Genomic DNA, 13,642 nt, shown 5'->3' on the forward strand with positions numbered 1-13,642 from the left:
CTGTGCCGACTGACGAGTTCGGCACCTGGAGATCCTGAGTGGGAGAAGGCAGTGACATGGACACCTGGGGCATGCCTGACTGTCAGTCAGGTACAGCCTTTCCATAGGCTGCGGCACCGGTGCCTGAGTCGTTGCGGATGGCGACGAATCGGGTTTGTCAGGTCGATTGTCACGAGGTGAGTTGCGGCGATGCCTTGTACGACGTGGCTTGCAGCAATGGTACGAGCGCCCGTCTCTTTCCAGAAGAAAGAGACGGGCGTGGTCTGGCGCAACGAGGTGTGCCGAAAGGTGAGGTTGCTGCAACGCAGCGAGGTAGGTCCATCGTCTGCCGCAGTGGACAGATAAGTCGAGTAGGCATCCATCACTCTTGGGGAGTGACCGTGCGAGCCGCCGGACGCTAATCGCACTTCGGGAGAACCACCACGCAAGTGGCGTAGCCTTAAAGGTTATGGCTACCTGGGTTGCTGTCAACGACAGCGCTTTGCCCGATCTTTTCTACGCCTGTGGATAATTTGGGTCAAGGCTCGAATTTACGGAAATCCTGCGGCGGTGGATGAAATTATCCACAGGTGGCAATCAGTGGTTTTTCACAGACAGATGCGTGGGGTTTAGATTTTTTAAGTGAGGTCCCTTTAAGCAGGGATGCTACGCATCCCTGCTTAAAGGGACCCGGCTTTAAAATCGGTAACCAGAGGCCTCGTAGTCCTACATCGATGTTGGTTGCGCCGCGGTTGCGGGATTGTCGCGTTGATTAATCCGCTCCAAGGTCCGAGGCATTCAGCGGTCGCCGTCTCATCATTCTCCTGATGTTTCGCGTTGGGTCTCATCCGCGTGTTCAGGTGTGGATGTGGCGTAGATGGCCCATGCGTGCATGAACTCCCGTCGCTTATCAAAAAAGTTTGATCGAGAGTATGCGCTTTCCGTTTCCCCGCGCTCGTCGTGGGCCAGCGCAAGCTCGCAGATATCTCTTGGGAAAGGAGTCTTTTCACCTGCCCAATCCCGGAAGGTTGAGCGAAACCCATGACGAGTGATGTGCTCATAACCCAATGCATGAAGCAAACTGCGAATGCCATTAGCGTGTATCACGCCGCTTCGGCCGTGGCCGGGGAAAACGTAGGGACTTTTGGTGTTGATTTTTGGAAGGCCCTTCAGAAGTGAGCCCACCTCTGGGGCCAGGGGGATCGCGAACGCTTGCCGAGTTTTCATGCGCTCATCAGGCAGAGACCATCGACCCGATTCCAAGTCAAACTCATCCCAGCGTGCGAATCGGACCATATGCGAGCGCCGGTTAGAATCAGTAACTGAGCCGCGACAGAAGCGTGGCAGGGATCCTTGCGTAAGGCTTCCATGAGCTTCGGCAGATCCTGCCATTTCAGCGCAGGATGATGCTGGCGTTTACGAGCTTTCTTCTTCTCATGCCGGCTCAGCAGGTTTTCCAGATGGCCGCGCCAGCGTACCGGATTCTCTCCAGTCCTGAGACCTCGGGCTCTGGCGGCATCCAGGATTTGTTCGATTTGCCCACGTACTTCGTCAGCCGTCCGCGTTTTGGTCGTCCAAAGTGGTTGCAGTGCCTTGATCAGGTGTTTGGTCTCGACCTGGTCGGCTGACAACTTCCCTATCGTAGGGAAAGCATAGAGTTCGAGTTTCCTCAGCCAGCCCTTGCGCCATTTCTCCGACCAGCTCGAACCATGGGCATCTCGATAGTCGGTGGCCAGTTTCTCAAAGGTAATCAGCTGCGCCAGTTCTCGGCGTTCAGCTTCACGCTGAGCGGCTTGTTCAGCCTGTCGTTTTGCGAGTGGGTCAGTGCCTTTGAAGATCTGGACTTTATTTTCGTAGGCGGCCGTGCGGGCCTTTTTTAGATCGAGCTGGGGTAGCCACCCAATCCCATCTCTCGTCGTTTGCCGTGTAGCTGAAACCGCAGCACCCAGTTTTTCGCCCCGTAGCTTTGACAATAAGGCGCAGCCCTTCACCGTCTTCGTAGGTGCCTGGCTCGATCACATTTTCGACATACTTTGCGGTCAGCTTGCCCATCTTTTCGGCCCTCTGGTCCCCCACTTGATCCCCCACTTGGCTGTGGAAGACGATGGATGAAAACGGACGTCACAGGAACAAAAGTAGGCTGAAACCCTTGATCTAGTAAGGTTCTCGCGATTTTAAGTAGAAGAGGGTGGCTTTCAAAAAGACATTAAAAAGCCGGCTTGTGGCCGGCTTCTCAAGGACGAGCTTGGTTTGTTTTTGGCAAACCGCACTCGCCTTTAACAGTTGCGCTCAGCGGGTGGGCGCTAATGGGGAGTGGTTTCGCGGTTTCGCGTTACCTGGCCTCGGGGCGGGGTGGGCCGGCGGGGCTTTTTGATGGCGCAGAGGATACTGATGTTCATCCCGGTTGCCCAGCGTTGAAATGCCTTGTAACCCACTTCGACCCTCGCCGTTCAGCGGAAGGGTGGCGCGTGGCGTCGTACGTTCAGGGTTGACCACCAGAATATCCAGCCCAGGATGCGTATCTGTTGTTGCTCGATCTGTTCTGCAGTGAAGAGTTCGTCGGGGTATTCGCGGTGGTTGTGGCTGCGCAGGCGCAGGCCGCCGCCGGGTAGGCGGTAGAGGTATTTCACGCGGAGCATGCCGCTGTGTTCGAGGGCGTACATTTCTCCGTCGATGACGCGGGTCTGGGCGCGGTCGACGCCGATCAGGGAGCCGTCCTGGATTTTCTCGGCCATGCTGTTGCCGATCATGGCGATGCAGATGGCGTTTTCGGGGTGAATGTTCATGCTTTGCAGCACGTGCAGCGGCAACCGGATCGTTTTCCCTGGTGCTTGGGCAATGACCGTTTCCGATTCCTGTTCTTTTAATATTGGCAGTTCTATGTCTCCACGCGGCAGGCTCCGTCCTGGGTGAAGGGTCAGCGGTGTATCGCCGCCGTTGTGTTCATTGGCGGGTTCACTCGGGTGTTTGGGGCCGTCGCCCGTGCGTAGCCAGCGAGCGTTGACGGTCAGTAGTTCAGCCACCTCTTCCAGACGCGCCATGGGGATGCCGCGTTTGAACCAGTTGTTCACATGTTGAGGCGTGACCTTCCGGTTGGCGGCGAAGTCCGTGGCAGAGAGATGGCACTCCCGCAGGAGGGCGCGTAGTCGATCACCAGATGTATTCATGGCGATGGATTTTACGTATCTCGTGAGCTTGTTTAAATAAACGAGGTGTTCAAATGCGCGATGTTTGCAGTCCGGGTTGTATTGGGCTGACTACAGATTTGGCAGTGGAATGTAGGCATATTCTGTAATTATCACGTTGCAGGTGAACAGTGCCTTGGATATTTAGCGCGACGCTAAAGGATTTGGCGCCATGTTTATTGTTTAGTCGAAACTTCGCGCGGCGCTCGTGGATGTTTATCTGAAAATGATTGTTTCCACAGCAAGTCCAATGTCAGGCATCGGAAAGCGTGCGGCATCATTGAGCAGGTGGGCTTTTGGCGTGAAGAAAGGGCGTTGAGCGTCAGGAGAGGAGGGCATTGCGAGGTTTTAAACGTTGCTTGCGGAATGTCTGTCGCCAGACATCCCGCAAACACTGAAACGGGTTATCAGCCTTTGTAGGCGGCTACCGATTTCATGATCTCGGCACGGGCGGCTTCTGCGTCGCCCCAACCTTCGATTTTTACCCACTTACCTTTTTCGAGGTCTTTGTAGTTCTCGAAGAAGTGTTTGATTTGCTCAAGCAGCAGTGCTGGCAGATCGGTGTATTCCTTCACGTCGACATACAGCTGGGACAGCTTGTCGTGTGGTACTGCGATAACTTTGGCATCGCCGCCGCCGTCGTCGGTCATGTGCAGGATGCCCACTGGACGTGCGCGGATTACCGAACCTGGGGAAACCGGGTAAGGCGTCACGACCAGCACGTCGAGGGGATCGCCGTCGTCAGCCAGAGTGTTCGGAATGAAGCCGTAGTTGGCCGGGTAGAACATCGGCGTGGCCATGAAGCGGTCAACGAACAGGCAATCGGTTTCTTTGTCGATTTCGTATTTGATCGGCGCGTGGTTGGCCGGAATTTCGATCGCGACGTAGATGTCGTTCGGCAGGTCTTTACCAGCCGGAATCTTGCTGTAGCTCATTGGGCAGTGCCCCCTTTGATTGACCAGACGGCTTTGGCTGATTACGCCAAAAAGTGGGCCGGATTATAGGCATATTCTGTTGGTGTTGCCATGCGTGGCCTTGCGCCTTTAGGCGTGTAGCCCTTTAGTGCTGAGTCTTGTACGAAGGTTCATCACGTTGCAGCGAAATCAGGCGAGCAAGCGGATCCTGGCGGTAGAACGCCTTGAGTTGCTCGTACACTGCCGGGTAAGCCTCGGCCAGCAAATCCGGGGCGCTGAAGAAGTATTCGCTGGTCACGGCGAAGAATTCGGCAGGGTTTTCCGCTGCGTAAGGGTCGATGGCGGTTTCGAGGTGCGGGTGGCGATCCAGTTGTCGATTGAGATCGTCGTAGGCGCTTTGCATGATGCTCGCCCACTCGCTGACCCGCATGTCGCTGTGCAAGGGCGGCAGACCGTTGGCGTCGCCATTGAGCATGTCGAGTTTGTGCGCCAGCTCATGGATAACCAGATTGTAGGCATCCCAGTCGCCACTGGATAACACGCCGGGCAACGCCAGGATCACCGGGCCTTGTTGCCAGGCTTCGCCGCTGTGTTCGCCGTCCCATTCGTGCTCGACGCCGCTTGCATCGCGATGGCGTTGCGGGCTGCGGAAATCGTCGGGGTAAAGCACCAGTTCATGGAAACCCTGATACCAGTTCAAATCGCCCAGATTGAGCAGCGGCAGTTGGGCTTGCGCGGCAAGGAACAGGCGCTGTTCGTCATTCAGCTCGACGCCGGGCAAGGTGGTGATGTGCTTGTCCTGTAAAAACAGCACGCTGTTCTCACGCAACAGATCTTCCTGTGCAGCGGTCAGGCCGTCGAGAATCGGCAAATGCTGTCGTACCCGCTGCCACAGCTCGGGTGCGACCGGATTTTTTGCCAGCGTGCGGCGGCGACGCCATTGGCTGAACGACCACATCGTCTAACGGGCGTCGGCTGAGCGGGCCATGCGGCTTCGGACCACACCCACAATCATCGGCAGCAGCGACAGCAGGATGATCGCCAGCACCAGCACCGACAGGTTTTTCTTGATGAACGGTACGTTGCCGAAGAAGTAGCCGAGAGTCACCAGGCCGCCAACCCACAGCACCGAGCCCAACACGCTGAAGCCCAGGAAGCGCGGGTAATGCATTTTGCCAACGCCGGCAACGAACGGCGCGAAGGTGCGAATGATCGGCAGGAAGCGCGCCAGCGTCACGGTCTTGCCGCCATGGCGCTCGTAGAACTCGTGGGTGCGCTCCAGATAGTCCCGGCGGAAGATCTTCGACTTCGGATTGCTGAACAGACGTTCCCCGGCGGTGCGGCCGATGATGTAGTTGGTGCTGTCGCCGAGGATTGCGGCGAACATCAGCAGCCCGCCCAGCAGCACCGGGTCCATGCCACCACCGGCAGCCACGGCGCCGGCGATAAACAGCAGCGAGTCACCAGGCAGGAATGGCATTACCACCAGGCCGGTTTCGCAGAAAATCACCAGGAATAGAATCGCGTAAACCCAAGTGCCGTAGTTGGTGACCAAGAGGTCCAGATAGACATCCAGGTGAAGAATGAGGTCGAGCGGGTTGAAGTCCATGTAAGGCGCCTGTGTAGCTGACCCACGGCCGGGTCACGTGCGGAAGAAACTGCTGAGAGTAGTCAGGGCGCGATTATAGAGGGAGAAACGCGTGACGGGGCGAGGAGCGTCGATCTTGTCGGGCGGCGTGGCGGATTTGTATGACTGGATTTGTCCGAGTTCTGTAGGAGCCAACTTGTTGGCGAGGCACCGGACGGTCGCGCAGCAAACACAGCCCCCAATGTAGGAGGGGACTTGTCCCCGAATGCGATTGAATGGTCACCGACATTATCCAGACGTTTACGCCGCCAGGGCCGCCTTCGGGGACAAATCCCCTCCTACAGATGCGGCGCGGCACTCAATCCCCATTGATCGGCAGCACGTAGTTCTTGAATTCCTTGTCTTCGCGAAAACCGATGGATTCGTAGACTTTCTGCGCGACCTCATTGTTGCTGCTGGTGGAAACCCGCATGCGGATGGCCTGGGATTCCTTGGCCATTTTTTTTGCGCTGCGCATCAAGTGGTCGGCAACCAGTTGGCGACGGGCGTCCTCGGCGACGTAGATGTCGTTGAGGATCCAGACGCGTTTGAGGGATAGCGAAGAGTAACTCGGGTAAAGCTGGCAGAAGCCCAGCAGCTTCGTGTCATCGTCGTCCGGCAGCGCAAGATAGATCACTGACTCGTCACGGCGCAGGCGTTTTTCCAGGAAGCTGCGTGAGGAGTCCGGGAAAGGATGTTCGCCGTAAAATTCACGGTATTTGACGAACAACGGGCAGAGCAGGTCCAGATGATCCAGCGTGGCTTTGATAATCCGCATGGTGGCCTCAACTTCACTAAGGGCTAATGCCGGGACTTTGAAGAACGGTTCGATCAGGTTGTTGAGCCGATGCTGCCTAACGCCTTTAGAAAGCGCAATCTAATGATTTGAATTAAAGCAGATCACGAGAAGCCCCAAAAACACCAATGGCCTCCGAAGAGGCCATTGGCGGTCAAACAGCCGGGTTTAGAAGAAGCCCAGCGGGTTGATGTCGTAGCTGACCAGCAGGTTTTTGGTTTGCTGGTAGTGCTCAAGCGCGATTTTGTGGGTTTCGCGGCCGACGCCGGATTTTTTGTAGCCACCGAACGCGGCGTGCGCCGGGTACAGGTGATAGCAGTTGGTCCACACGCGACCGGCTTTGATTGCGCGGCCGACGCGGTAGGCGCGGTTGATGTCGCGAGTCCACAGGCCAGCACCCAAGCCGAACTCGGTATCGTTGGCGATGGCCAGGGCTTCGGCTTCGTCCTTGAAGGTCGTGACGCTGACCACCGGGCCGAAGATTTCTTCCTGGAACACACGCATCTTGTTGTTGCCTTTGAGCAGGGTCGGCTGGATGTAGTAACCAGTCGCCATGTCGCCTTCCAGTTTTTCTACCTTGCCGCCCGTCAGCAGCTCGGCGCCTTCGCCCTGAGCGATTTCCAGGTACGAAAGAATCTTGTCGAATTGCTGCTGCGAAGCCTGGGCGCCGACCATGGTTTCGGTGTCCAGCGGGTCGCCACGCTTGATTTTCAGCACCTTCTGCATCACGACTTCCATGAACTGCGGATAGATGGATTCCTGAATCAACGCGCGGGACGGGCAGGTGCAGACTTCGCCCTGGTTGAAGAATGCCAGCACGATGCCTTCAGCGGCCTTGTCGATGAACTCAGGCTCGGCGCTCATGATGTCTTCGAAGAAGATGTTCGGCGACTTGCCGCCCAGCTCCACGGTGGACGGGATGATGTTGTCGGCTGCCAGTTTCATGATGTGCGAGCCCACCGGCGTCGAGCCGGTGAACGCGATCTTGGCAATACGCTTGCTGCTGGCCAGTGCTTCGCCGGCTTCGCGACCATAGCCTTGAACCACGTTCAGCACACCGGGCGGCAGCAGATCGCCGATCAGTTCCATCAGCACGGTGATGCCCAGCGGCGTCTGTTCGGCGGGCTTGAGCACGACGCAGTTACCCGCAGCCAGGGCCGGAGCGAGTTTCCAGGCGGCCATCAGGATCGGGAAGTTCCACGGGATGATCTGACCGACCACGCCCAGCGGTTCATGGATGTGATAGGCGACGGTGTTGCCGTCGATTTCTGCTGCGCTGCCTTCCTGGGCCCGCAGTACGCCAGCGAAGTAGCGGAAGTGGTCAACGGCCAGCGGGATATCGGCGTTCAGGGTTTCGCGGACGGCCTTGCCGTTGTCCCAGGTTTCGGTGATGGCCAGGACTTCGAGGTTCTGCTCGATACGGTCGGCGATTTTCAGCAGTGCCAGGGAGCGGGCCTGCACGGAGGTCGAGCCCCAGGCTTCGGATGCGGCATGAGCGGCGTCCAGGGCTTTTTCGATGTCTTCGGCAGTGGAGCGCGGGAATTCAGCAATCGGCTTGCCGGTGACCGGCGAAGTATTGGTGAAATATTGACCCTTGACCGGGGCCACGAACTCGCCGCCGATGTAGTTACCGTAGCGCTCCTTGAAGTTGACCAGAGCGCCTTCGGTACCGGGATGTGCGTAACGCATGGTGTTATCTCCTGATTCTTGTTGTTGGGGGAGCTGCGACGAAGCGGGGGTGACAACGCGCGGTTGCACTTGTTAAAGCGTAGAGCAAAGGGCGGGCCACTGCGTCCAAAGCGCCGATTTAGGGGCTTGCGCATGGATGAACGGCAGTTGTTGGGATCGCGCTGTGCCACCAGTGGAGCAAGGTTGCGTGACACTTTGTGCCAGTTTCGATACGGCTGGCCAAAGCCAATGGTGGTGCGATTGCAAAGGCCGACCGGCTGGAGGATGCTGGGCGGTAACTCCCGTGGAAAACGATAAAGTGGAGAATAATAAAAAGTGCACAGCAATCATCTGACCCGGCACGCACAACAAGTCCTGACGGTCGCCAAAGGCGAGGCGCAATTGCGCGGCCCTGGCAGCGACCCGTCCATCGTCCGTTCCTGGCTGCGTTGCCTGGACGATTACCATCTCGACCCCGCGCACGCCACTGCGCCAGTGGTGCTCGAACATGATCGCGTGCTGGAAAGCCGCCAGCGTTTGCAGCAAGTCCTGAGCGTCGCCGGTCAGGAAATGAGCAGCCTGCATCAACAGTTGGCAGACGGCCATGCCGTATTGCTGACCGATGCGCGTGGCGTGATCCTCAACTGCGTCACCGCGCCTGCCGAGCGTACGGTTTTCGAACGCGCCGGGTTGTGGCTGGGCGCTGACTGGAGCGAGGCGTGCGAAGGCACCAACGGCATCGGCACCTGCCTGGTAGAACGCCAGCCGCTGACCATTCATCGCGACGAACATTTTCGTGGCCGTCATACCGGCCTGACGTGTTCGGCCAGTCCGGTTTTCGATCCTCATGGCGATTTGCTCGCTGTTCTCGACGTGTCCTCGGCGCGCGATGATGTGTCGCGGCAAAGCCAGTTTCACACCATGGCGCTGGTCAACCTTTCGGCGAAACTCATCGAGAGCAGCTATTTCCGCCATCATTTTGAAGACCAGTGGTTGCTGCGTTTTCACGTGCAATCCGAATCGGTCGGGCTTTTCAGCGAGGGGCTGCTGGCGTTCGATGGCGAAGGCCGAATCAGCGCGCTGAATCAGAGTGCTCTGAACCTGCTGGGCCTTGGGCGCAGTCAGCTGCTGGGTCAGCCGGTGGACATGTTTTTTGACTGTTCACTCAGCGAACTGCTGGGGCGCGCCAGTCCTGAGGCGCATACCAGCTGGCCCATGCGCACCCGCGACGGTCGCGGATTCTTCGCCGCCTTGCGTGGGCAACTGCCGCGCACTGCGAAAGGCCCGACGGCGCGGGTAGTCCAGGCTGCGACCCAAACTGTCCCGCCGAGCGGTATTTGTCTGGGCGATGAGGCATTGCAGAACGATTTTCGCCGAGCGCTACGGGTCTTCGAGCGCGACGTACCTTTATTGATCAATGGCGAAACCGGCTCCGGCAAGGAAGCTTTTGCCAAGGCCGTGCATCAGGCCAGCCTGCGTTCGAGCAAGGCGTTCGTCGCGCTGAATTGCGCGGCGATCCCGGAAAGCCTCATCGAAAGCGAACTGTTCGGCTATCGCGGCGGCAGTTTTACCGGCGCGCGCAAGGAAGGCATGCGCGGCAAACTGCAGCAGGCTGACGGCGGCACGTTGTTCCTGGATGAAATCGGCGACATGCCGCTGGCCCTGCAAACCCGCTTGCTGCGGGTGCTGGAAGATCGTCTGGTAGTGCCGATTGGTGGAGAACCCCAAGCGGTGGATGTACGAATTATCAGCGCAACCCACCGGAATCTGCTGGAACGCGTGTCCGATGGCAGCTTCCGTGAGGATTTGTATTACCGGCTCAATGGGCTGGAAGTGGCGTTGCCCGCCTTGCGTGAGCGTAGCGACAAGTCGCAGCTGCTGGACTTTTTGCTGACACAGGAATCTGCCGGGCAACGCCTGACCATAGACGGCAAGGCGCGCCAGGCGTTATTGGGTTTTGCCTGGCCGGGTAACGTCAGGCAACTGCGCACGGTGTTGCGCACTTTGGCTGCGTTATGTGAAGAGAATCGGATTTGTTTTGACGATCTTCCGGCAGCCATTCGTCTTGGCGCTGCGCCAGTCGCGGCGACGTCGGTGGTTGATCATCCGCTGGAGGACGCCGAGCGCAGCGCGTTGATCTCGACACTTGAGTCCCATCGCTGGCACATGACCCACAGCGCCCGGCAGCTGGGGATCAGCCGTAATACGTTGTATCGAAAATTGCGCAAGCATGGGATTGCGAGATAACCCAAGCCGTTGGAGCGCGGCTTGCCCGCGAAGGCATTGTTTCAGGCGATAGATGTATCGATTGGGACTCCGATTCGCGGGCAAGCCTCGCTCCAACGGAAGATATTTCATTTGAGGACCGTAATCCGCCCCCACAAACACTAAGTGCCATTTCACCGCCCCTGAGCTAACCTGCGCGGATGTTTTAAGAGGTGGTCATGCATATTCATATCCTTGGTATTTGCGGCACTTTCATGGGGTCGCTGGCGGTGCTCGCCAAAGAGTTGGGCCATCGGGTCACCGGCTCCGACGCCAATGTTTATCCGCCGATGAGCACGCAATTGCAGGCTCAAGGCATCGAATTGACTCAGGGTTACGGCCCGGAGCAGCTCGACCCCGCACCTGATCTGGTGGTGATTGGCAACGCGTTGTCGCGGGGCAATCCGGCGGTCGAGTACGTGCTGAATAAAGGCCTGCCTTACGTTTCCGGCCCGCAATGGCTCGCCGATCACGTGTTGCAAGGTCGCTGGGTGCTGGCGGTGGCCGGCACGCATGGCAAAACCACGACCAGCAGCATGCTGGCCTGGGTGCTGGAACATGCGGGCATGAGCCCTGGTTTCCTGATCGGCGGCGTGCCGCAGAATTTTGCGGTGTCGGCCCGTTTGGGTGACACGCCGTTTTTCGTGGTGGAAGCGGACGAATACGACAGCGCGTTTTTCGACAAGCGTTCCAAGTTCGTTCATTACCGCCCGCGCACCGCGATCCTCAATAATCTTGAGTTCGATCATGCGGACATCTTCCCTGATCTGCCCGCTATCGAGCGGCAGTTCCATCACCTGGTGCGCACTATTCCAAGTGAAGGCCTGGTGATTCATCCCACCACTGAACCGGCGCTGACGCGGGTCATTCAAATGGGTTGCTGGACGCCGGTACAAACCACCGGTCAGAACGGCCAGTGGCAGGCGCGCTTGCTCAGCGAAGACGGTTCACGTTTTGAAGTGATTTTCGAAGGCCAGTTGCAAGGTGTGGTCGAGTGGGACATGACCGGCCAGCACAACGTGGCCAACGCTTTGGCAACTCTGGCTGCCGCGCGCCATGTTGGCGTCGTGCCAGCCATGGGCGTTGAAGCCTTGAGCGCGTTCAAAAGCGTCAAGCGGCGCATGGAGAAGGTGGCCGAAGTGCGCGGCATCACCATCTATGACGACTTCGCCCACCACCCGACCGCTATCGCCACCACCCTCGATGGCCTGCGCAAGAAAATCGGCGATGCGCCACTGATCGCGATCATCGAGCCGCGTTCCAACTCCATGAAGCTTGGCGCCCACCGCGACGGCCTGCCGGAAAGCGTGCAGCAGGCTGATCAAGTGGTGTGGTATGCCCCGGCCAATCTGGGCTGGGATCTGGCCGGAACCGCCGCGTTGTGTTCAGTGCCCGCCGTGGTGTGCGATTCGCTGGAAGGGATTATTGCCCGGGTGAAAAGCCAGGCACAGCCGGGCACGCACATCGTGATCATGAGCAACGGCGGCTTCGGCGGCCTGCACGGCAAACTGGCCGAGGCACTGCAATGAACGGCCCGGAACGCGTCACCGTTGCCATGACCGGCGCGTCGGGCGCGCAATATGGCCTGCGCCTGCTTGATTGTCTGGTGCGTGAAGATCGCGAAGTGCATTTCCTGATTTCCAAGGCCGCGCAGCTAGTGATGGCGACCGAGACGGATGTCTTGCTGCCACCTAAACCGACCATGATGCAGGCGTTCCTTACCGAATACACCGGCGCGGCAGCGGGGCAGATTCGCGTGTATGGCAAGGAAGACTGGATGTCGCCCGTGGCCTCGGGCTCAGGCTCGCCCAGCGCCATGGTCGTCGTGCCATGCTCGACCGGGACCCTGTCGGCGATTGCCACCGGCGCATGCAATAACCTGATCGAGCGCGCTGCGGATGTGACTCTCAAGGAGCGTCGGCAGCTGATTCTGGTGCCGCGTGAGGCGCCGTTTTCCAGCATTCATCTGGAGAACATGCTCAAGTTGTCGAACATGGGCGCGGTGATTCTTCCGGCATCGCCCGGCTTTTATCATCAGCCGCAAACCATCGACGACTTGATTGACTTCGTGGTCGCCAGAATCCTCAACCTGCTGAACATCCCGCAAGACATGCTGCCGCGTTGGGGCGAACATCATTTGAGCGCTGATGAATAAGCTGCTGCTGATTGCCCTGGCGCTGACCCTGACCGGCTGCGCCACCGCCCGCACGCTCAACGCGGCGCAACCCGGCGCGCCAGTGGTGTATGCCGGGACGCGGCTGGATTTGTATGCGATGCGGGGTGGTTGTTGCGCGATGGATCGTTTTGGTGCCGAAGCGCCGAGCTATCCGGGGCTCGATCTGCCCGGCAGCGCGGTGCTCGATACCTTGCTGCTGCCGTTGTCGCTGCTGACCGCGTTGGGGGTTGGGTTTCAGGCGACGGGTGGGTTGTAGGCGAGGTGGGAGCAAGCTTGCTTGCGAAGGCATTCAAGGCCCAGACATAGGGGTTGAGCTCACCGACGTCTTCGCGAGCAAGCTCGCTCCCACAAGGGCTCAATTCAGCGTTCCGCGCTACTTCCCCAACTTCCTCAACTCATCCGACTCCACAACCCGTTCGCCGGGTTGTTCTTCCAGGGCCAGACGCCACAGCGCTCGGGCCAGGCTGCAAGCCTCGATGGCGCCGTATTTACCGGGGATCAGCTTGGCGATGGGCGCGGCGAGTTGTTCGGCCAGGCGCGTTTCATTGCGATTGCCCACCAGCAGCGAAGGGCGGGCGATGGTCAGCTGCGGCCAGTCCTGCGCCTTGAGCGCCTGCTCCATTTCACCCTTGGTACGGGTGTAGAACACGCTGGAGCCTGGATCTGCATTGATGGCACTGATCACCACCAAATGCCGCGCGCCCATTTCCCGGGCGCGTTTGCCAAAAGCCACCACCATATCCAGATCGATCGCGCGGAAAGCTTCCTGCGAACCGGCCTGTTTGATGGTGCTGCCCAGGCAGCAGAAAGCGATATCGACCTGGCCACTCAGGGTCGGCAGCAGGCTCGTCAACTCACCCACGGGATTTTCCAGTCGCGGATGCTCGGCCAACGGCCGTCGGGTCGGGGCCAGCACGCGGCTGACCGTGGGTTCATTGAGCAGGCGATCCAGCAAGTGTTCGCCAGTCAGGCCGGTGGCACCGGCGAGCAGGATGTGTTGCGGCGTCAAGTACATAAAGTCCTCCCTTGATA

11 protein-coding genes and 1 pseudogene are annotated in these 13,642 nt (G+C 58.7%); 4 read left to right on the forward strand and 8 right to left on the reverse strand.

Annotated features, from left to right (window positions below):
• Positions 1–795: 795 nt before the first annotated feature.
• From AFK24_RS29945 to exaC, 7 genes and pseudogenes are all read right to left on the reverse strand, one after another.
• A pseudogene (locus AFK24_RS29945) lies at positions 796–2,031 on the reverse strand (tyrosine-type recombinase/integrase).
• A gap of 398 nt (positions 2,032–2,429) precedes the next feature.
• On the reverse strand, positions 2,430–3,146 hold the full coding sequence (locus AFK24_RS13560; RefSeq protein WP_065833686.1) for a LexA family transcriptional regulator: 717 nt from the start codon (positions 3,144–3,146) through the stop codon (positions 2,430–2,432).
• 425 nt (positions 3,147–3,571) lie between these two features.
• Positions 3,572–4,099 (reverse strand): inorganic diphosphatase, encoded by a 528-nt coding sequence (gene ppa / locus AFK24_RS13565; protein ID WP_065833687.1) that lies wholly within the window; start codon positions 4,097–4,099, stop codon positions 3,572–3,574.
• A 124-nt stretch (positions 4,100–4,223) separates the two neighbouring features.
• Entirely contained in the window at positions 4,224–5,036 is an 813-nt protein-coding gene (locus AFK24_RS13570) for a zinc-dependent peptidase (RefSeq protein WP_065833688.1), read from the reverse strand.
• A gap of 3 nt (positions 5,037–5,039) precedes the next feature.
• Positions 5,040–5,687 carry a DedA family protein gene (locus AFK24_RS13575; RefSeq protein WP_065833689.1) on the reverse strand — a complete coding sequence of 216 codons (648 nt, stop codon included), beginning with the start codon at positions 5,685–5,687 and terminating at the stop codon, positions 5,040–5,042.
• A gap of 337 nt (positions 5,688–6,024) precedes the next feature.
• Positions 6,025–6,483: a GNAT family N-acetyltransferase gene (locus AFK24_RS13580; RefSeq protein WP_065833690.1), complete on the reverse strand. Its 459-nt coding sequence runs from the start codon at positions 6,481–6,483 to the stop codon at positions 6,025–6,027.
• Between the two features lie 186 nt (positions 6,484–6,669).
• The gene (gene exaC / locus AFK24_RS13585) at positions 6,670–8,190 is read right to left on the reverse strand and encodes an acetaldehyde dehydrogenase ExaC (RefSeq protein WP_065833691.1); all 1,521 of its coding nucleotides are present in this window, start codon (positions 8,188–8,190) and stop codon (positions 6,670–6,672) included.
• A gap of 315 nt (positions 8,191–8,505) precedes the next feature.
• Here exaC and AFK24_RS13590 point away from each other — a divergent pair, with 315 nt between their 5' ends.
• From AFK24_RS13590 to AFK24_RS13605, 4 genes are all read left to right on the forward strand, one after another.
• A complete protein-coding gene (locus AFK24_RS13590) occupies positions 8,506–10,416 on the forward strand; it encodes a sigma-54-dependent Fis family transcriptional regulator (RefSeq protein ID WP_065833692.1) in 1,911 nt (636 codons plus the stop codon).
• 197 nt (positions 10,417–10,613) lie between these two features.
• On the forward strand, positions 10,614–11,963 hold the full coding sequence (gene mpl / locus AFK24_RS13595; protein WP_065833693.1) for a UDP-N-acetylmuramate:L-alanyl-gamma-D-glutamyl-meso-diaminopimelate ligase: 1,350 nt from the start codon (positions 10,614–10,616) through the stop codon (positions 11,961–11,963).
• Positions 11,960–12,589, forward strand: coding sequence for a flavin prenyltransferase UbiX (gene ubiX / locus AFK24_RS13600; protein WP_065833694.1), 630 nt, complete (start codon positions 11,960–11,962; stop codon positions 12,587–12,589). Before mpl ends, ubiX begins: the two co-directional genes overlap by 4 nt.
• Positions 12,582–12,866, forward strand: coding sequence for a YceK/YidQ family lipoprotein (locus AFK24_RS13605; RefSeq protein WP_065833695.1), 285 nt, complete (start codon positions 12,582–12,584; stop codon positions 12,864–12,866). The genes ubiX and AFK24_RS13605 overlap by 8 nt, the downstream gene beginning before the upstream one ends.
• Positions 12,867–12,983: 117 nt before the next feature.
• Here the strand turns inward: AFK24_RS13605 and AFK24_RS13610 are convergent, their stop codons facing one another.
• Positions 12,984–13,625, reverse strand: coding sequence for an oxidoreductase (locus tag AFK24_RS13610; RefSeq protein ID WP_065833696.1), 642 nt, complete (start codon positions 13,623–13,625; stop codon positions 12,984–12,986).
• Between the last annotated feature and the right edge of the window lie 17 nt (positions 13,626–13,642).

Origin of the sequence: Pseudomonas syringae (genome assembly GCF_001698815.1) — a bacterium.
Lineage (GTDB): Bacteria > Pseudomonadota > Gammaproteobacteria > Pseudomonadales > Pseudomonadaceae > Aquipseudomonas > Aquipseudomonas syringae_A.